Source organism: Dorea sp. D27, from assembly GCF_001185345.1.
Classification (GTDB): Bacteria; Bacillota; Clostridia; order Lachnospirales; family Lachnospiraceae; genus Extibacter.
In genome coordinates this window covers 60,537-80,407 of record NZ_KQ236747.1, presented here as the reverse complement: position 1 = coordinate 80,407, position 19,871 = coordinate 60,537, and the positions used below count along the sequence as shown (strand labels likewise).

At 46.3% G+C, this 19,871-nt stretch carries 19 protein-coding genes and 1 tRNA gene; 7 read left to right on the top strand and 13 right to left on the bottom strand.

What is annotated here, in order from left to right; translation table 11 throughout:
* Positions 1-19: 19 nt before the first annotated feature.
* Complete coding sequence (locus tag HMPREF0980_RS16170; RefSeq protein ID WP_049730106.1) at positions 20-703, bottom strand: TIGR00266 family protein; 684 nt, start codon at positions 701-703, stop codon at positions 20-22.
* Between the two features lie 117 nt (positions 704-820).
* Here HMPREF0980_RS16170 and HMPREF0980_RS16165 point away from each other — a divergent pair, with 117 nt between their 5' ends.
* Positions 821-1,708: an AraC family transcriptional regulator gene (locus HMPREF0980_RS16165; protein ID WP_049730105.1), complete on the top strand. Its 888-nt coding sequence runs from the start codon at positions 821-823 to the stop codon at positions 1,706-1,708.
* A 5-nt stretch (positions 1,709-1,713) separates the two neighbouring features.
* On the top strand, positions 1,714-2,604 hold the full coding sequence (locus HMPREF0980_RS16160) for a DMT family transporter (protein WP_049730104.1): 891 nt from the start codon (positions 1,714-1,716) through the stop codon (positions 2,602-2,604).
* 272 nt (positions 2,605-2,876) lie between these two features.
* Here the strand turns inward: HMPREF0980_RS16160 and HMPREF0980_RS16155 are convergent, their stop codons facing one another.
* From HMPREF0980_RS16155 to HMPREF0980_RS16145, 3 genes are all read right to left on the bottom strand, one after another.
* The gene (locus tag HMPREF0980_RS16155; protein ID WP_242847434.1) at positions 2,877-5,171 is read right to left on the bottom strand and encodes an ABC transporter permease; all 2,295 of its coding nucleotides are present in this window, start codon (positions 5,169-5,171) and stop codon (positions 2,877-2,879) included.
* Positions 5,171-5,872, bottom strand: coding sequence for an ABC transporter ATP-binding protein (locus HMPREF0980_RS16150; RefSeq protein WP_049730102.1), 702 nt, complete (start codon positions 5,870-5,872; stop codon positions 5,171-5,173). The genes HMPREF0980_RS16155 and HMPREF0980_RS16150 overlap by 1 nt, the downstream gene beginning before the upstream one ends.
* A 74-nt stretch (positions 5,873-5,946) precedes the next feature.
* Positions 5,947-6,537, bottom strand: a complete 591-nt coding sequence (locus HMPREF0980_RS16145) for a TetR/AcrR family transcriptional regulator (protein WP_049730101.1) — start codon at positions 6,535-6,537, stop codon at positions 5,947-5,949.
* 154 nt (positions 6,538-6,691) lie between these two features.
* Here HMPREF0980_RS16145 and HMPREF0980_RS16140 point away from each other — a divergent pair.
* Positions 6,692-6,764 (top strand) — tRNA-Ala (locus tag HMPREF0980_RS16140).
* A 353-nt stretch (positions 6,765-7,117) separates the two neighbouring features.
* Here the strand turns inward: HMPREF0980_RS16140 and HMPREF0980_RS16135 are convergent.
* The 4 genes from HMPREF0980_RS16135 to HMPREF0980_RS16120 form a co-directional block, all read right to left on the bottom strand.
* Positions 7,118-7,981, bottom strand: a complete 864-nt coding sequence (locus HMPREF0980_RS16135) for a collagen-like domain-containing protein (protein ID WP_049730100.1) — start codon at positions 7,979-7,981, stop codon at positions 7,118-7,120.
* Positions 7,982-8,155: 174 nt separating this feature from the next.
* A complete protein-coding gene (locus tag HMPREF0980_RS16130) occupies positions 8,156-8,482 on the bottom strand; it encodes a sporulation initiation factor Spo0A C-terminal domain-containing protein (protein ID WP_049730099.1) in 327 nt (108 codons plus the stop codon).
* Between the two features lie 230 nt (positions 8,483-8,712).
* Positions 8,713-9,264 carry a helix-turn-helix domain-containing protein gene (locus tag HMPREF0980_RS16125; RefSeq protein WP_049730098.1) on the bottom strand — a complete coding sequence of 184 codons (552 nt, stop codon included), beginning with the start codon at positions 9,262-9,264 and terminating at the stop codon, positions 8,713-8,715.
* Between the two features lie 236 nt (positions 9,265-9,500).
* Complete coding sequence (locus tag HMPREF0980_RS16120; RefSeq protein ID WP_049730097.1) at positions 9,501-10,013, bottom strand: GNAT family N-acetyltransferase; 513 nt, start codon at positions 10,011-10,013, stop codon at positions 9,501-9,503.
* Positions 10,014-10,421: 408 nt separating this feature from the next.
* On the opposite strand from HMPREF0980_RS16120, the gene HMPREF0980_RS16115 reads away from it, so the two are divergent.
* From HMPREF0980_RS16115 to HMPREF0980_RS16100, 4 genes are all read left to right on the top strand, one after another.
* The gene (locus HMPREF0980_RS16115) at positions 10,422-11,003 is read left to right on the top strand and encodes a LysE family transporter (RefSeq protein ID WP_049730096.1); all 582 of its coding nucleotides are present in this window, start codon (positions 10,422-10,424) and stop codon (positions 11,001-11,003) included.
* Between the two features lie 554 nt (positions 11,004-11,557).
* On the top strand, positions 11,558-11,884 hold the full coding sequence (locus HMPREF0980_RS16110) for a sporulation initiation factor Spo0A C-terminal domain-containing protein (RefSeq protein WP_049730095.1): 327 nt from the start codon (positions 11,558-11,560) through the stop codon (positions 11,882-11,884).
* Between the two features lie 130 nt (positions 11,885-12,014).
* Positions 12,015-12,704 (top strand): MBL fold metallo-hydrolase, encoded by a 690-nt coding sequence (locus HMPREF0980_RS16105; RefSeq protein WP_049730094.1) that lies wholly within the window; start codon positions 12,015-12,017, stop codon positions 12,702-12,704.
* Between the two features lie 190 nt (positions 12,705-12,894).
* Positions 12,895-13,689, top strand: coding sequence for a helix-turn-helix domain-containing protein (locus tag HMPREF0980_RS16100; protein ID WP_242847432.1), 795 nt, complete (start codon positions 12,895-12,897; stop codon positions 13,687-13,689).
* Positions 13,690-13,868: 179 nt separating this feature from the next.
* Here HMPREF0980_RS16100 and HMPREF0980_RS16095 read toward each other — a convergent pair whose 3' ends face one another.
* The 5 genes from HMPREF0980_RS16095 to HMPREF0980_RS16075 all read right to left on the bottom strand — a co-directional run bounded on the left by HMPREF0980_RS16095 (position 13,869) and on the right by HMPREF0980_RS16075 (position 19,867).
* Complete coding sequence (locus HMPREF0980_RS16095; RefSeq protein ID WP_049730092.1) at positions 13,869-14,501, bottom strand: CatA-like O-acetyltransferase; 633 nt, start codon at positions 14,499-14,501, stop codon at positions 13,869-13,871.
* Positions 14,502-14,573: 72 nt separating this feature from the next.
* On the bottom strand, positions 14,574-15,401 hold the full coding sequence (locus HMPREF0980_RS16090; RefSeq protein WP_049730091.1) for a formamidopyrimidine-DNA glycosylase: 828 nt from the start codon (positions 15,399-15,401) through the stop codon (positions 14,574-14,576).
* A gap of 69 nt (positions 15,402-15,470) precedes the next feature.
* Entirely contained in the window at positions 15,471-16,370 is a 900-nt protein-coding gene (locus tag HMPREF0980_RS16085) for a helix-turn-helix transcriptional regulator (protein ID WP_049730090.1), read from the bottom strand.
* An 83-nt stretch (positions 16,371-16,453) separates the two neighbouring features.
* Positions 16,454-18,361: a sensor domain-containing diguanylate cyclase gene (locus HMPREF0980_RS16080; protein WP_049730089.1), complete on the bottom strand. Its 1,908-nt coding sequence runs from the start codon at positions 18,359-18,361 to the stop codon at positions 16,454-16,456.
* A gap of 264 nt (positions 18,362-18,625) precedes the next feature.
* Positions 18,626-19,867 (bottom strand): aminotransferase class I/II-fold pyridoxal phosphate-dependent enzyme, encoded by a 1,242-nt coding sequence (locus HMPREF0980_RS16075; RefSeq protein WP_049730088.1) that lies wholly within the window; start codon positions 19,865-19,867, stop codon positions 18,626-18,628.
* Positions 19,868-19,871 lie beyond the last annotated feature (4 nt).

Here is a 19,871-nt window from a genome sequence, read left to right as displayed (position 1 = left end):
TTACTTTATTCCGTCAGGCTTATGAACCCGATGACGGAAGGTACGGCCTCAGCACGCCGGCCACATTACTGATAGGCATCGTCTGAAGCCAGACTTTACCCGGTCCTGTAATGACAGTGTTAAAGATACCCTCGCCTCCAAACAGCATATTCTTCACGCCTGGAACACTTTTTATCTCCATGCTGCAAGTGGCAGACATCGCCGCCAGATGGCCGGTATCTACTACAATCTGCTGCCCCGTCTGGAGTTCGTAATTGATTACATGCCCGTCGAATTCGGCAAATATCGTGCCGTGCCCGCTTATCTTCTGCATGATGAACCCCTCGCCTCCAAACAGTCCTGAACTGAACTTCTTGTTGAAGAACACGGACATATCCACTTCTGCCTCTCCCGCGAGAAATGCACTTTTCTGCAATATCATCTCCTGCCCCGGTCCGATTTCAAACGCCTCTACCGAGCCCGGAAAGCTTGATGCGAATGCAATCATTCCTTCGCCGCCCTGAGCCGTATAGATATTCTGGAACATCTTCTCACCAGTGAACATCCGCCCAAACGCTTTCCCGATTCCACCGTTGGTCGTCGTCTCCATCAACATATTGGGCGACATCCATGCCATGCCTCCGCCTTCTGTAATCATCTTCTCCCCGGCCTCCAGCCGGCAGATGACGACCGGAAGTGTCTCGCCCTGGATTTCATATCTCATATTCACATCCTCCTTTTTACCAAGTATAACATAAGTGTCACATCATTCAAGAAATCTTTCCGAAGATGTGTTAAAATATCATCAGTTCATATAACAGCAGCATCAAGGAGGAAAATAATGCCAAGAGAGCAGGAACAGCGGCACGTATACTACGACCGCGATTTGAAGATAGAAGCATATAACTTAAGCGGAATCGTCCAGAAATTCCCCAATCATTTTCATGAATTCTATGTCATCGGCTTTGTGGAAGGTGGCAGCCGGCATCTCTGGTGCAAGGCAAAAGAGTACGACCTGACTGCCGGGGACCTCATCCTTTTCAACCCTCACGATAACCATTACTGCGCGCCGCTCGGAGGCGAGATACTGGATTACCGGGCTGTCAACATTCCCCCGGATATCATGGAGAAGGCGGCATCCGAAATCACAGAGAAGCCGTTTGTCCCCCATTTCACCCAAAATGTCGTGTACCAGAGCGATATCACCCAATCGCTCGGAAGGCTGTATGATGCCATCTTAAAGGGGGGGCCCCGTATGGAGCGGGAGGAAGCATTCTTCTTCCTTCTTCATCAAGTGCTGGAAGATTATGCCGCTCCTTTTGACGAGGCGGAGATTATACAGCCCAATCCGCAGATACAGACGCTATGCAGCTATATGGACGAACATTTCGCCGAAAATATCACCCTGGATGAACTGCTTACTATGACGAGCTTCGGGAAGTCATATCTCATAAGGTCATTTACCCGCCAGGTCGGAGTCTCCCCCTACCGCTATCTCCAGACCGTACGTCTCGGGCGGGCCAAGAAATTTCTGGAACAAGGGGTTCCGCCCATCGATGCGTCCGATATGGCCGGATTCTCGGACCAGAGCCACTTTACAAACTTTTTCCGGGAATTTACAGGCCTTACTCCCAAGCAGTACCAACGGATATTTACAGATAGTAGTACCGGCACATCCAAAGATGCGCCGGCAAAGAATACATACGAAGGCAAGAGAGAGGAACGATAACAGACATGTCAGAGACAAACAGAGCCAAAGGCCATCTGGCCGCCTTTATAACCATACTCATATGGGGCACTACTTTCATCTCCACAAAGGTACTGCTGAAAGACTTTACACCAATCGAGATATTATTTATCCGGTTTATCATCGGCTACATCGCACTTTGGTGCGTCCGGCCAAAGTTTATGCCTCTAAAAGGCAGGAATCAGGAAGGAACCTTTCTCCTCGCGGGCCTGTGTGGCATCTGCCTTTATTATCTGTTGGAGAACATCTCCCTGACGATGACCCAGGCATCCAACGTGGGGGTAATCATCTCCACAGCCCCGTTCTTCACTGCCATACTTACGCGGCTCGTCTCACGGGAGAAGGAACCGCTCGGCATACCATTTTTCCTCGGATTCGTGGCTGCCATGGCTGGAATCAGCCTAATCAGTTTTTCAGACGGAAGTGCAAGCCTGAACCCGACCGGAGACTTCCTTGCGCTGCTGGCCGCTTTCATCTGGGCCTGCTACTCTGTACTGACGAAGAAAATCTCCGGGTACGGTTATTCTACGATAGAAACGACAAGAAGAGTCTTCTTCTACGGTATCATGTTCATGATTCCGGTGATGCTCTTCTCCGGGTTTACCCCTGATCTAAAAGCGCTCATAAGCCCGGTCAGCCTCGGAAACATGCTTTTCCTGGGACTCGGCGCCTCTGCGCTCTGCTTTGTCACATGGAACGCAGCCGTACGTATCCTTGGAGCAGTAAGGACGAGCGTCTACATCTACCTCGTACCCGTCATCACCGTGACCGCTTCCGTAATCGTGCTGAAAGAACAGGTAACTATGAAGTCATGTATCGGCATGCTGTTGACCCTGGCCGGTCTATGGATATCAGAGCATAAGTGGGAGGGTAAGTAAAGTGGCTGCAGACGGGGAGCCGAGTGGCATCTACTTCACTTAACAAGGGCAGGAGCGGCTGTGTGACGTTACTGGCCAGCGTATGAACGCTGGCTGCGTCAGTTGAATGATAAGAGTTTTGTAAATCCAGACGAATCAGGCCGGCGAATTTGTTCATTGTTAAGCAATTGCAGCGAGGCGTACACGCTGTTGCTGCAAGAAGAGCCGGAACCAGGCAGGGGACAGATGCTCCGATGCGTCCCCAGCGGCGTCCTGCTTCACTAAACTCCCAATTACTCCGCCTTCAGCGCCTCTACCATATCGATATGCGGTATCTTTCTGGACACTATCCTGCTGATCAGGAAGGAGAGCATAAGTGTTCCGGCTGCGCTCAGCACCCACGATGCAGTCTTTATAAATACAGGTATATCCATGGAATCCGGTATAGTAGAGAGCAGGTATTGCAGCAGGCCGTAGCCTGCCGGCATGCCGGTCAGTATACCAAGTACGGACAGCCAAACGTTCTGTTGTATCATAATCTTTCGTATCTTCTTATCCGCGAATCCAAGCACCTTCATTGTCGCAAATTCGCGGTACCGTTCCATATAAGATAATATACCGAGATTATACAGCATAACACTTCCCAGAATCACCGCTCCAATTACGAGGATTGTTATCATCATCACCATGCCCTCCATCATAGAGTCTATCCCGCCGGTCAGGTCTTTTTGGTATGATATGCTGCATTCGTCTTCATAAGGCCCAAATCCGTTGGCCGGCTCCTTTCCGATGATGGAAGTCGGTTCAAATACCCGGCCTGCGCCCTCATAATCTTCTCTCATCATAATAATACCCTGGCTGAGCGGCGTGCGGATGACTGCTTTTACCTCAGACCTTATATAAGACCCGCCGCCTGCCGGCTTCCATGTGAGAATATCACCTTTTTTGATATGGAGGCGGTCCGCTGTCTTCTTTGACACTGCGACCCCTCCGTCTGCCCTCGTAAACGTGTCCAAATCTTCTGCCAGCTTCACATAGCGCGTACTTTCTGCCACAGTAAGTGCAACGTCTTTTTTCGCCTCTTTCTTATTTTTCCTATTTCCTTCACCGTCCGATTCTGCAGACGCTGCCCCCGTGAGGATAGAGGCGCTTCCTTCCATCAGATACTCCCCGTCTGTCATCGCAAGAATGTCTTGCTGCTCTTTTTCCTCCGGCAGGTCTGTTATCTTGCATTCATACTCCTGCTGCTTCGTAAACGTCCAGTCCGACAGATTTACAAATGTGTCATATAGGGCAAACGCGCAGAACAAGAGTGCCGTACAGCCGAGGATCCCGCACAGGCTCATAAAGCTTCTCAGCCTGTTTCTCGCGATGTCCCTGAGATTCCATCTTCCTGCAAATCCAAGGTAGTCAGCTGCTCTTGGAAGCTCCTTCATTTTTCCATAAGGCAAATCCGCATAAAGGACAGTGGCTGCGTCTGGCTTCAGATATTTCCGGCAGATCAGGCCGCTTATAATTACACAGAGGAACGTACAGCCAAGTGGGAGAAGATAGTAGACAGAAGGCAGAAAGCCTTCCCACAGAGGCAGTACGTACATCTGTTTCATAAACTTATAGATGAGCACGGGAAGGAAACGGTATCCGCACACGAATCCTCCAAACGCTCCGGCAAGACAGATGAATGCATTATGGGACAAATAGTGGATTATGAGCTTCTTCTTTGTAAAACCCAATGCCTTCAGTATGCCTATCTGCATCTTCTGGTTCTTCAGCAGCCGGTGCATGGTCGTCATGACAATCATCACGGCTATCAGAAGAAATGCGGCTGAAAAAGCTGTTCCTATCGTCCTGTGCTGCTCAATCTCATCTTTTACCATGGATATGCCCGGTTGGCCGGATGCCTCCACTGTCTCTACTTTACTGTCACCCAGTATGTCCTGTATGAGCTGTTTTTTCTCCGGTCCTGCAGTCTTTACCACAATCTCATTTAAGCCGTAAGGCATTTCCCCAGGCAGAAGCTTCGGACTGATCCAGGCGAAACCCGACTGTTTATGATCCGGCATCATTCCGCCTTCCGAGGCCCCATATATATATTCCGGACTATAGACGAGGCCGAGGATTTCCCCCGTGATTTCCAGGCCTTTGTATTGTAATTCCATATCCTCGCCGACCGTGTGATGATTCTCTCCGGCATACAGGGCATCCAGCCATATGCCCTTTTTGCTGCTGTCAAAAGGAACTCCTTCTTTGACATGAAGCCTGGATATATTATTACTTTCTGCCACATAACAGTCCAAAGAAGCTTCCTTATTTCCTGAGGGAGCCATCGGCAGAACTATTCGTCCCTCCGCTTCTGTAATGCGGTCATCTTTCCTGATCTTCTCCATATCCGTGTCAGTAAAATTATGGAACGCCCATATATCTGCCATGTTCTGGTTATGTATATAATCATTAAAATGCTTCTCCAGGCCTTTCCATTCTCCGGTTATTCCGGAAAAAAGGAAGCAGCCAATAAACATCATGAGGAAAATAGCCGTAAACTGTACTTTATTTTTATAGATATCCCGCAGCATTTTTCTGATCAGCATCACCATTCCACCTCTTCTATACTAACAGGATGTTCATTCACGAGGTTCTCGACAATCCGGCCATTTTTTACCCTGACAATTCTGTCGGCAGCTTTGGCAAGGTTTGCGTTATGAGTGACAATGAGCGTCGTACAGCCTTCCTCCTTGCACAGCCTTCTAAGCTCTGACAGCACCATGCAGCCTGTCTCGCTGTCCAGAGCGCCTGTCGGTTCATCACAGAGCAGCAAGTCAGGGTTCTTTGCTATTGCCCTTGCAATGGATACCCGCTGCTGTTCTCCTCCCGAAAGCTGGTCTGGAAATTTGCGGCCGTGCCCTCTGAGACCGACCTTTGCCAATGCCTCGTCCGGGGACACGGCATCTCTTTTCAGCTCTTTCATAAGTGCGACATTTTCCCGGACAGTCAATGTTGGTATCAGGTTGTAGAATTGGAATACGAATCCTACCCTTTCGGCCCGGTAGCCGGACATTTCCTTTTCATTCAGCGCAGCGATGTCCTGACCTGAAATCTTTACCTCTCCTTCATCCGCCTTGTCTATTCCCCCGAGGATATTTAACAGCGTACTTTTTCCTGCACCGCTTGGTCCCAGTATGACGGTAAACTCTCCCTCCTCCACAGTAAAAGAGACTTTGTTAAGGGCATAAACCTTTCGCCCTCCGCTTTCGTATATTCTGCTTACATTTTTTAGTGCCACGATACTCATTTTATTGAACGCTCCTCTTCTACACCGGATTCTGCGGCTGCAAAAGCATACCGCATCTTTCGCTTCAAGGCAGATTACAGCTTTTCCCCATTGACAGCCAGCCCGGTACACAACATTTTAAATACCTTGATGAATTCTTTCTGTGCATCTTCTGAATCTTTATGCTCAAGCAATACGTGACGGATGCAGGAAATAAAAGTGGAGGTCAATATGTCAATATACGGGGAATCGCTGTCTTCCAAGCCAAGGTGCCATGCCATATGGCATTTAAATTTTTTTATAAAATGTTCCCGCTCCTCGACGTAACGGGTTGTTCTTAAATCAAACAGAATCAGCAGACGTTCATCAAGCACATACTGGAATTCTTCATAGTTGCTCAAATCATCCATTCCCCTTAACGCGTCCAACATTTCTTCCATTGTATAGACATTGACTTCTAGAGCCAGATGACCTTCAACCAGTTTTGAAAGCTTTTCCAGCGGCTCTTTCAGTATGTCAGAAAGTATTGCTTCCTTATTCGGAAAATAATGGTAGATGTTCCCAAGAGTTGTATTTGCCTTTTTTGCGATTACACGCATAGACGCGGCTTCATAGCCATGGAGCAGGAACTCTTTCTGTGCCGCCCTAAGTATGTCTTCCCGGATGTTCTCTTTTTTGGTCTGCATTATCCTACCTCCGTATAGGAACATCTTATATGCTTTTAAAGCCTTTTTCAATAACAAGGAATCAATAAAAATCAATAACTTACATCTGTTCATTTTTTATAAATATCAATACACTACTTTTCTTTTTCCTCTTCTGGTGGTATACTGTCGCTATGGGGTATTAGCGCAGTTGGGAGCGCGCAACATTCGCATTGTTGAGGCCACGGGTTCGAATCCCGTATACTCCATATCAAAAAAAACATCAAGAACCCGCAATCCTTTGAAAACAGAGGGACTGCGGGTTCTCCATTTGCAGAATACATTTTATTGTACCATGTCTGCAGCTTCTTATGGCGGATTGTAACCGGGCTGATGTAGCCATCATCTTTAGAACCTCACCGATGCGGTATAGCCTTGATAAATAGTCTGTACTCTGATGGGTTTGACGCACTTCAGTACAGGAACTGGTTCGGTACCACTTCGTCGACTGCCGTCCTAAATATCTACTACTGCTGGACATCAGCTTGGGGGAGCAGTAATAAATATGGCAAGGGCAACGTCCTGCTCCAAACCAGAATCCTTCCAACTGGTTTAAACGCTATTACTTCCATCTTCCACTTACTTTTAATAAGACTTTAAGGCCTGAAACTGTAGTCGAATATGAAGACCATACCCTTATAATAACTTTATTAATGTCCGAAGATGCAACTTGGCACTGTGTATATCCAGTTGAATGTACATTTACATCTATGAAGTGTATTTTAGTAAAAATGTTTTTGGGGAAAGTATATGTCCTCCCAATATAATCATTGTGCGAATATACCCCTGCCGCTCTTAAACCTGTCAATGCAACATCCCCACGAGGGTCTGTATAGTATGCTTCAACTTTACCTGACGCATATTTGTAGATATTCCAACCATTGATGGTCTCATAGATAGCATTTTGTTTCAACAATTCTTTTATTGCCTCTCCTTGTCTGGCATCCAGCGCATACCCCTCTTCCGTCGTCTCAAGGTTATTTGCGATATTCACCGGACCGGCCGGTCCCTGGTCTCCTTTTTCACCTTTCGGCCCCTGGATTCCCTGTAGTCCTTGCGGGCCCTGTGCTCCTGAAGCTCCAGTATCGCCTTTCGGGCCGGTAGCTCCCTGTGGTCCTGTGGCTCCGGTCGGCCCTTGTGCCCCTGTCAATCCCTGGGGGCCGGTCATCCCCTGCGGACCCGTGGCTCCAGTCTGTCCCTGCGGACCAGCTGGGCCGGTCTCTCCTTTATCGCCCTTATCACCTTTTGGACCTCTGGCCGGCACCAGCGTGTCGGATTCCCCTATGTACCAGTTGCCGTTGGCCCCGATGTGCGGCGTGATTCCGTCATCCCCTCTTGCCTTGACCCCTGTATCGTAACCGTTGATATACCAGTTGCCGTTCTCACCGATGTAGATTTCCGGTATGAAGCTTGTTGTCTCTTCCATATGTATGTCCTCCTTGTTATTTGATAGCTGCATTCTATCAAATACAAACGGGACAAAGAGGGACACTTTTGGACGTTTACCATCTTTTATTTCGTATTTTCCGTTTGCTTGACAAACTGGTTTATATGTGCAGTAACTCCAGATGCAAGTAAAGAAGAAGCCCGCATAAGCGGGCTACCCTTCTTGATATAAGTAGTTGTACAGAATGTCGATGAACTCTCCGTTTGCAGGCTTCTGCTTCAGCTCATAGCCGACAATACTATCCAAAAGCTTCCGATTGCCCCTGCACCAGCAGTATGATATCGCAGTGCGCATACAGTGGTCTACGTTATCCCTGGATGTACCGAAATGCAGAGCTACTTCCATATACAGCGTCTTATAGATGGAGAGCAGATAATCCTCTCTGTCCAGGCAGAGCTGCAGTGCGTAGAGGATGAAATGGAATCCTCTCAAGGTGGAGCGTACCCCAAGCTTCAGCAATAAGGTTCTTACGTTGTTCATAATGCCTCCTTTGACCTTACACCTCGCTTGTAAACAATACATGCAAATAGGAGCGGAATCAATGAGAAATATAGAAGGTACATGCTATTTCTGATGTACAAATGAAAGCTATGATTACTTGCAAATTACAAGGCAAAAGAAAATCCCGGCGTTAGCCGGGACTTTCTATGCAGACTCGTATGCCTTATAGCCGATTTCCGGCCGCCTGCTCCTTAACCGAATATTCCTTATCAATTATTATAGTAGATAATCATATGAAGCAACGCTTTCGTCCTTCCTATATTCCGATAAGAATGATGTCTGTCTGCCTGAAAGCGTACGGAATCACCATCACCTAGTTCAAATATTTCTTCTCCGGCTGTAATTGTTATCCTTCCCGCAAACAGTGTGATATATTCTTCCGCTCCTTCTAGGTGAGCGTCGGCTTCCAGCTTTCCACCTGGCTCAATCTCGATTCGGTATGTTTCAAACAAGCGCTGCTCATCAAACCCAAATAATGGAAAGTTTACGTATTTTCCCTTATCTTCAACAATTGGCTGTATAGAAGAAGCGCGCACGACTACAGCATTCTTCTCTTGTTCTTCTACAAGCGAAGTAAAGGAAGTTTTGTAGCCAGTCGCTATTTTCCATAAAACGGATATGGTTGGATTCACGTCCCCTTTTTCAATTTGTATCAGCATGCTTCTTGAAACACCGGTAACTTTTGCTGCCGCATCCAGCGTAAGCTTTTTTTGCTCCCGAATCCGTCTGATATTATGAGCAATTGCCATATTAATATCCATAGCAGCTACCCTCCCGTCAAAGTGTATTATAAAAGTCCTATAGTTTATTATATTGTAAACTCTTTTAAAAAAAAGGTCAATTCCTAAATTAAAAATTTCTTATTTACCAAATAGCAAAAAACAGCTCAGCAGACCGTATATGACTTGAACGGGCCTGTGCGGTAGCGGAACCGAGGGGTTTTATATCCTTTCACCTTTCCCGGAAAAGGGTTCAGCGGGGGCCTTTTTCATCACCCCTACCATTCTGTTTTCAGCAGTGAGTACATCTTCATGTCGATAACCTTACCGTTCTTTACAGCGTTATTTCTCAATGTTCCTTCGTATTGAAAACCTGCTTTTTCAAGTACCCGGCAAGATGCGGCATTATATGCAAACGGCTCTGCGTAGATACGGATGATATCACTCTTGTCAAAAACATACATGCAGATTTGTCTTACGGCTTCAGTCATTATTCCTTTGCCCCAATATTCTTCTGCAATATAATATCCCAATTCAGCAGTCTGCCTGTGAATGTTTCCTTGACGAAAAACACCAATACTGCCAATTACTTTTCCTTCTATCGTAATAGCAAACGCAAACGTTTCGTTTTCATCTGCGGAGAGCATAGCAGAAATAAAATCCACTCCGTCTTGCTCCGTGTATGGGTAAGGTAATCCGTCCCGAAGATTATCCTGTATTTTTGTATTGGAAAGAGCCGACGCTAAAGCGTTTGCGTCCGATAACTTCCATTTCCTTATTTTACAAGTCATTTTACACATACCTCCTCACAAACTTCCGATTTGTCGAGTTCCCTTTTCCGCCTAAGGCGAATATTCTTGTTTCTTATACTCTAAATGTTAATGCCGTAACTGTCAAGTTGCTACATCGATTCTTATATTGGCCCCAAGTATTTATGAAATCAGGGCGGGAACCGGGCGGGATTTTGATTAAATCATGACCTGTAAACATTTTACGGCACAAGCTGGAAAGAGCCGTTAAACTCCCTATTCGTCAGCCTTTCCAGCCTTGTTATCTGTACATGAGTACCATAGTGAAAACTAAAACTGACACTATTTTTATTGACAATATAAAGGACTAATAGTACAATATAGAAAAGAACAATATATCGAACTTATAGTTCCATTTACAACACTCAAAACAAAAGGAGGTCATTTATTATGTTTAGCTGGATTCAATTTCTCGCTTATGCCGCTGTTACGGCAGGCACCCCAGGTCCTAATAATATTATGTCTATGTCAAACGCAAGCAGAAAGGGCTTTAAGGAATCTTTTCCTTTTAATCTCGGAATCTGGGCAGGATTCTCTGTGATAATGGCAGTCTGTACCTTATTCTGCAGCCTGCTGTCATCCGTCTTGCCAAAAATAAAACTTCCAATGCTGATGCTGGGGGCCGCATACATGCTCTATCTGGCATGGAAGACATTCAGGAGCAGCGGGAATTTGGACGAGGAAAACAGCGGCAGCGGTTTTCTGTCAGGTTTTATACTTCAATTTATCAATCCAAAGATATACATATATGGTATCGTTTCAATGGAAGCCTATATCCTGCCCTATTTTGACGGAGAACCACTGGTGCTGTTAGGTTTTGCAATGCTATTAGCTCTGATCGGCTTTATATTTACCGTATGCTGGGCTGCTTTTGGTTCTGTATTCCGTGTGTTATTTTCTAAATATGCCCGAATAACGAATACGATTATGGCATTACTATTAGTATATTGTGCCGTTTCATTATTTATATAAGTTACAATTAAGATTGCCAGCAAAGGAGAGCCCAATCAGGCTCTCCAAATCAAAGCTTATTTCCACTTGCCGGCAGCATGAAACTGAATAAATCCATGCTCCAGAGGTACTGGAAAAGCTAGCACAAACAGCTAAGTTAAGGTATATCCCGGTGTAATAAAGATATTCCCACTTTTTGTCGTTATGGAAGCCTCCGAAACAGGTATTGTCCCCCACATTTCCAATGTGCCATCCGCAAATTCCCGATAGCTGCCTTTGCTATTTGTACCAGTTCCCATTCTCACCGATGTAGTTTTCCGGTATAAAGTTTGTAGTTTCTTCCTTGATTTAGTTCCTCCTATTTTTGATATACGAATCCTAACATCCTTCAGCGGGAAATGGGGGGACATGAAATAAAGAATTGTCTATATCGTGCTTATGGCATTCTATGTTGCAACATATCGTTTATTGTCGAATATTGTCGTTTATGACTATTTCTTATCTGTTTGCGTCCGCTGCTCTCCTTTGTTCCATGTATTGTATACAATATATCCGTAAGGTCGTAAGGAGGCATTATGGACAAAACAAGAGCCCTGTTATTAAGGCTCGGGATACGCTCCACGCTGAAGGGATTCCACTTTCTTCTGTACGGTTTGAAGCTGTGCCATTCGAGTGAAAATTATCTGCTGGCGGTCTACAAAACGTTATATGTTGATATCGCAGACCATTTTGGTACATCCAGAGATAATGTGGAGCATTGTATCCGCACTGCAATTACTAACTGCTGGTATAAGGGCAATCGGGAATTACTGGATAAGATTGCCGGTTACCGACTGAAGCATAGGCCGGCAAACGGAGAATTTATCGACATTCTCTACAATTGCTTATACCAGGAAGAGTAGCCCGTTTTAGGGCCTCTTCCTGCCAGGTGCTCGTTCCGTTCATGATTTCTTCCTATAAGATTCTGCGGAGGCCTGTTCTTTTCCTTGAAAATATATAACAGCCTATATATAATAATTGTAATCGAGTTTAATGCTCTGCAAGAATACCTGGCCCATAATATGTGCCGCAGATTCGTCAAAAGGAGGCAGTGACGTCTATCTGATAGACAGCGGTAATGACAAGGATGCGGGTCGTAAGATACGCAAAATTCTTGAGCAGAACAGCTGGAATCTGAAGGCCATCCTTAACACCCACTCTAATGCTGACCACATCGGCGGAAACCGGTACCTGCAGCAGCAGTACGGGTGTAAGATTTATGCTCCAGGCATTGAAGCCGCATTTACGAAGCACCCTCTTCTGGAACCTTCTTTCCTATACGGCGGATATCCGTTTAAGGAACTGCGGCATAAATTTCTAATGGCTGCTCCAAGCTGTGCAGAAGACGTAACCGCACCGGGATTTCCTCAAGAAGTAGACATTATCCCTTTGCCAGGACATTTCTTCGATATGGTCGGATACCGCATGCCCGACGGGACAGTATATCTGGCCGACTGCCTGAGCAGCGAGACAGCTCTTGAAAAGTACGGGCTTACCTTTCTCTATGATGTATCGGCCTATCTGGATACGCTGCACAGCGTATGTGCCATGCAAGCCGGCCTTTTCATCCCTTCTCATGCTGACGCGGTCAGAGATATACGTCCGCTTGCCAGGCTGAAAGACAGTGGGGAGATATGTGGTTACTTTGAAAATAACCAGCTGCTCTGGAATACGGTCTCTTAAGCAGGGCAGCGGTAAAAAGGCATGGGTAAACCAATGGTCGGGTATGTCATTCAACCAGGAATCGGTTGCTTTTACATACCCTGTCCTCTTATAATATAGCTATCAGTTTACTGCTGTAGTAATGAAATCAGAGAGGAATAATTTAATGGAAAACAATCAAAGTGAAAAAACGGGAAGATTTATTTGCGCAATGCGAAAGGAAAAAAATCTGACTCAAAAAGATCTGGCACAAAAGCTGGACGTGACTGATAAAGCTATTTCAAAATGGGAACGTGGACTGAGCTGCCCCGACATATCGCTTTTGATTCCTTTGGCTAAAACATTGGATGTGTCCACGAGCGAACTGCTGAACGGAGAAAAGAAAGAGGATGCACAGCCAGAACATACAGAGTCTATGGTGGAAGAAGCGCTTCAATATTCTAACAGAAGTACGGAACTTAAGTTTCAAAGATTTCGGCATGTATCATTAATCGTATTGTCAGCCTCTTTTCTTATAGCTATGGCTACATGTATCATCTGTGACTTTGGCCTGACAGGTACACTGTCTTGGTCTCTTCTCGTTATTGTCACCCTGCTTTTCAGCTGGGCAATGCTGCTGCCTGCCTTTAAAGCCAAAACCAAGATCATCCGAAAGCTGCTCGCTGCAGCAAGTATTCTTGTAGTTCCATATCTGGCGGTTCTGAGCTGGCTGTTGAGGCTGCCCATAGTCTTTGCGCTTGGCACCTCCATTTCTGTCATCTCTGTCATTGGAATCTGGTGTATATATGTCGTTTTTCATATGATGCCAGGCAGGAAATTATGCGCGGCGGGGCTCTCTTTGCTGCTGTGTGTTCCCGTAAGCATCGGGATAAACCATGTAATCCCTCTGTTTACCGGAATGCAGAATCCGACGCTTCCAGAAAATCTGATGAACACTATTTCTCTGTTTATATTGGCGGCCATATGCTTTGGAGCCGACTACGTGGCTGCACACAGAAAAGAATAGGAGACGTCTAAAAACAGAAAATCCGTCTTGAAGTCATCCTTATGGCTTTTTGCGTATTGCAAATATAATATCCACCGAAGGGGCCCTTCCTGTACTTTTCTCTCTGTGGTATTCATACTCCAGCTCCCTCCGATGAACAGCTCGAAGTTTTCCTGATCATATAGTAATAGACCGCTGTGTTACAGCTTTTTGTTGAGTGCATCTTGAAGAGAATCCGCAAGCTTCCCGATATGAAGGCCATCCACAAAGGAATGGTGAGCCTGAACTGAAAACGGCACCAGCAGCTTCCCATCTCTTTCAAAATATTTTCCCCAGTCAAAAAGAGGCGTGGCATTCTCTTTGTTCCCGGAATTTGTGTGGGAAATATGTGTGTACGATACCCATGGGAACGGTGAAAACTGAAACACATCGTTACCGAGAGGTCCCGTAAAATATACTTTCTGCTCGTGGGCTGTTTTTTGTGCCACCGCGTCGTAAGATTCTATCGTCTCCATCATGGGAACATTCACAACTTTAAACAATTCTGTCTCACTATCAAGATATGTAAAAGCGGTATCTATACGGTCATATAAAACAACCTGTCCGTCAACAAACCTGTAACGGAATTCTTCGATTCCATTCGCACATTTTGAAACGATGTATATGAGCGACATCGTAAAAGAAAAGCCTCTACTCTTAACTTCTTTCAGGAAATTAGTGATATCCAGTTCAAATGTCACGCAAAATGCCGGTTCTACGCTGTTTCTGAATATCTGGCAGTGCATGCTCCGTTTCCAGTTCTTTTCATCAATTACCTTATATGAATTCGCCATGCCTGTATCCCCTTTCTTAATATGGACCGTCTATAGAGCACCGTCGTATACTCTATTTAACTGTTATCAGCATTAATCCAGCGGCTGGCACTCAGGGCAGTAATAGACTGAACCGCCGAGGTACGCTGCCTTGACAATGTCACCCCCGCACACTGGACATTTATGCTTGTATGTATTTTTAGACAGTATCGTGTGATAATTGCCGGGGTTTCCCCATATATCTTTCTCCGTGTCCCGCCCACCCAGGCGGGACATCTCAGTAAGCACTTCCTTCACACTTCGAAAAAGACGGGCCGCTTCCTCCTCAGTCAGCTTTCCAGTCTTTTTCTTCGGATGGATACGGGCCTTGAATAGGATGTCCTGAAGCACTCCGTTGCCAAGTCCCGGAATCCTCTGCTCCGTAGCCAGAAAGGCTTTTGCACTTACGTTAGGTTTTACGCTTTCCAGCAGCGTATGGAAATATGCTTCGTTGAATCCGTCCTCCAGCGGGGACAGGCCCTCTTTACTTTTCATAAAATATTCATTGTCATACGTATGTTCAAAGCAGATGATTCCGCCGTACATGGCCACTGTAAACAGTAAAGTCCATCCATCCGTAAAGTCCATCCGCAGCTGGTACTTTACCGGTATACTGTCCGTTGGGGCAAATAGCCTTGCATTTACACCGTCGTTAAAGCAGAGGCTTATGTCGTCACTAAACTGAAGCTCCACAAATATACCAAACCCGGCCGCTCCCTCTACTTTCTTTCCGCTCATCCGGCCATCATAAGAATCCGGATCACCATTAAACCAGCAGAACTTATGCGGTGACGTCGGAGAATATACTTTTTCCACAGTCTTTCCTGTAAGCGTTTTATCCAGCTCTTCTGCCCTCGCCAGAGCTTCCGGCAGTTCAATCATAATCTTTTACCTCCTAATTATATACCGTATTCTGCAGCTATTATATTACAGGTAATCTGACACCTTCCGTCATATTTCATATGACTGCCTGATTTTCTCTGCTTCCTCGCACATCTCCTGCCGCACCCATTCCGGCTCGATTACCCTTGCCAGTGCTCCAAACGACAGCAGAAAGCGCTTAATCCATATTCCCGGAGGAAACGCAGTATTTACAAGCATAGAGCCGTCTTTTGCCACTTCAATGTCCTCCGGTGCGAAAAAGTCCATCACCTGAAAAGACGCTTCTCTGGAAAACTTTATTTTCATGGGTATCATTTCAAGACCGTCCCCGCGGCTTTCCTCTTCTGTATATTCCCTCGGAATAAACAGTTCCTCTTCCACCGTAAGCTTCCATATCCTGCTCAGACGGAATAAACGGAATCCCCGCCTTTTACGGCAATACCCGGATACATACCAGTTGCCTCCCTTAAAGCAAAGCTTCATCGGCTCTGCCGTACGCTCACACCACTCGCCGGAGGAATTAAAATACTCAAAAGAAATAAGTCTGCAATGTAGTATCGCCTGTCTGCACAGTTCAAAGTATTCCTTTTCCTTTTTCATAGCCCCCCAGCTTCCAAAGTCAACTTCCAGCCAGTCAGACGCTTTCTTGCCAAACAGGCCCGACAGCTGTGTAAGAAGGCTCCCGCTGTCGATTGCCCCGACTGAATCCAGGCTTTGCAGCGCCGTCAGAATCTGTTCCTGCTGCTCCTCACTGAGCAGGGATCGCTCTATCTTGAATCCTTCCATCAGACGGACGCCCCCGCCCTGCCCCTTCTGGGCATACACCGGAATCCCCGCCGCCGAAAGCGCGTCCAGGTCCCTGTAGATAGTCCTCACAGAAACCTCCAGCCGCTCTGCGAGCATCCCGGCAGTCAGGCTGCCATGCTCCATCAAAAGATATAAAATTTGAAAAAGCCTGCTGCTTTTCATATAGGTACACCCCTTATTTCATTTTGGTACACCACAAAGTTCAATTTGGGACGTAACCCTTTTCAATTTTCTTACGTCCTAAATTAAAGTTCAAAGTGTCCTTTATTTTTTCTCTTTACTTCATACAGTGCCGCATCTGCCTGCCGGAGCAGCCATGTTAAGCTCAGCTTCCTGTCGTTCGTGCATACGTATCCGCCGGATGCGCTTATTATGCATTCCTCTCCATCTGTAAGGCTTACCGTCTTTGACCGCAGTGCTTTCCAGAATCTGTCCAATAGGGACTTTATCTCGTCTTCCTTCCTGTATCCGAATGCAAAGATACAGAATTCGTCCCCGGAGCGTCTTGCCACGAGGCAGTGTTCTTTGGGAAGTTCTTTCATGAATTGTGCGAATTCCTGAAGGTATCTGTCACCGACATCATGTCCGTAAGTATCATTTATATTTTTGAACGCATCCAGATCCATCATGACGCAGGCACATATTTCGTCTTCGTTCATACTGCCCAATATGTGTGACGCCTTCTGTTTAAAGTACGGATATCTGCTGAGTCCGGTCAGCTGGTCATGGTTGTTCTCATACAGCATCTTCCTCTTATCCAGCATTTCCCTCGTGGCATCTGTCACCGCCCCATAATATCCTGCCTCTTCTATCGTAAAGTGAATGCGGACATATCGCTGCGCGCCGGCATAGAATACATCCTTTTCATTTTCAACCGTACTTTCCATAAATACCCGGATCATATGTAGAAATGCCTCCGGATCTTTCGTATAGCGCTCAAGCATATCCGCGTCCATATCGAGCAGCTCACCTAGTTTGGCGGTAACGAATACATAATCCATATCGTTCTGATACTCAAAGGCTGCAAGCGGAATCTGAGACATGGCGATGATTTTGGATATGCGGTTGGAACTGCTCACAACGCTTCTCACCATCCTGTTGATACCGTTGCTTAAATCTTCAAATTCCGGGGTGCCGCCTACTTCCACTGTCGTATCAAGCCCGCCTTTTGTTATGTCAGACAGATGGTCCCGAATCTTGTGGATACCGCTTACAACCTTCTGTTTTACCAGATAGTTCAGCAGCAGCACCGCAATCACCTCGACAACCAGCAGGTAGATGAATGTCAGCAGAATATTTTTCCAAAATGTATGATATAACGTAGCCTTTTCTATGTATGCTCCTATGAGGACATCTCCATAGACTCTTGTGACTACATAACATTCCACTCCGGCATCCACAGTCCTGTATGCGCCCGACTTGCACTCTTCCAGGCTATCCAGTCCGCAGGCCTCCAGCTCGTCGCTGTCCCCGCCCTTGCCGGTATGCGCGACGACTTTCCCGCTGTCTGCATCCATCGCAAAAAACTCTTCCCCTACATCTGTGGGGAACCGGTTGAATATATAGTCATATGTGTTCCTCTCCTGAGCCTCCATCTGGCGGATTGGTTCAAGCCCTACTTGTACAAGGCCCTTCACTCCTTTTCTCGAGACTCCCACATACTTCATCATCTTCGCTTCCGCCGTATTCGGCTGCGCTTCCTGGATGATATGCATATCATCGCTGTCACTTTCCAGGATTGGAAGAAATCCCCTCATCTGTCTGCCATTGTGAAAATCTAGACCGATATATTTCGGAACGGAAGAATAACGGATAACTCCGTCCGCCTCTGTAACATGCAGCTCATCCACATCCAACAGAGCGGCCAGATTCGTCAGTTCCTCCACACTGTCCAATACGCCAGGATTCTTCTCCACCACATATGCAGCTGCCTTCGCCCGGGTCAGATAGTCCTCGTCCAGATTCTCTTTTATAGATGCCAGCTCCTCCTGGTTATTTTCCATCGTATGGATGACCTGATCTATCTTGGCATTAAACGTATCCAGCTGCCGGCTCCTTGATGAGCTTGCAGAAAAGAAGAAATTGAACACAAGGATCGATAATATGGCAGTTGACATAATGATAATAGTATACTTCTTAAATATCTTCTGCATAAATCCCCTCTCATGAAAGACAAAAGTTATTTAATTATAATTATAGCATTATCCTGCCGCCAATAGTAAAAAAATACGTGTTTTGTGAGTTGATTGGATTATTCAGACGCGTCATATGACAATAGAAGTGTCTACATGCCGCAATATCATTCAGAAGAATAGATATGTTTCGTGCTATCCAAACCGGCCAGGGCGCGGAATCTGTCCTTTGCACATGCAAAATCCATATCCATAAGCCCGTGGCCGGCCGGTTACTGTCCATTGCTATCTTAATGTTGCAAGCCTGCGGCATGCCTCTTCAACCGTGTCCCGGTCAAAAGCATAACATGCGCGGAACCATCCGGGCCGGCCGCACCCGAACAGCTGTCCCGGGGATACATTGATCATAAGTTCATGATATATCTTCTCCCAAAGTATATGCTCCGCTTCAAATTCCTGCTTTTCCATATAAGCTGAAAAGTCCCCCATCACGAATATGCCTGCCTGCGCTTTCATAGTCGGTACGCCTATCGCTTCCAGCCCGCCGGCTATGATATGATATGCCGCTGCAAGGCGCTGCCTTGAAAGCTCCATGATACCCGGCAGTTCAGGTGATTTCAGCAAAGCGGTCAGCAGCGACTGGGTGTGTGAAGATACCGAGGAGTAATATATTATGGACGCAAAGCCCTGTATGATACAAGGGTTAAACGATATGCACAAGCCCGTTCTAAACCCGGACAAGACAAAGTCTTTTGCAAAACTGCTCGTGACATGCACCCGGTGCCGATAGGAAGCCGGTACAAGCTTCATCGTGCTGACAAATTCTGCTTCCGGATCAAACACCGTCTGTGCATAGATCTCGTCTGATATCACGTCCAGATCATGCTCCATGGCGAAGTCAAGCAGTCCGCGTACCGCCCCTTCTTTATATACTGTACCAATCGGATTGTTGGGAGACGAAAAGAGCACGGCCCTCACCCTTTTCCCTTCCTTCACCACTTTTGCATAAGCTTCTTCAAAGACTTCCCTGTCCAGGGCTTCATCACATGGCACCCCGACAGGAATCACACCTGCCCGCTCATGTATGTCATCCACAAAGCTGGAATAATAAGGGGCCGGAATCAGAAATACATCCCCGGGCTCTGCAAGAAGCGTCGCAAGCGTCTCAAGCGCAACGGTGCATCCCGCACAAGTGGCGACATTTTCTTTGCCCAGCACCACTGTACTTTCGTCTTTGAAAATGATTTTCTGCCAGTGTTGTGCGATGGCCGTACGGAATTCATCGCTGCCTTCAAACTTATTATAGTGGATATTATATCCCGTCAGATCCATACGTTCCGCAGCCTTCCTCAACAGGTCACAGACTTCCCCGTTTACAAGATGACTTTCGGCGGTACCCATATTAATGAGACCGTTCGGATTTGTCTCTCTGTCATACATATTATAGAAATTGTCAAAATGAGCTTTTACAAGCGGCGGCAATGTCCGCACCCATTTTTTTCCCCGCTCGGATAGAAATTCAAGCATATGT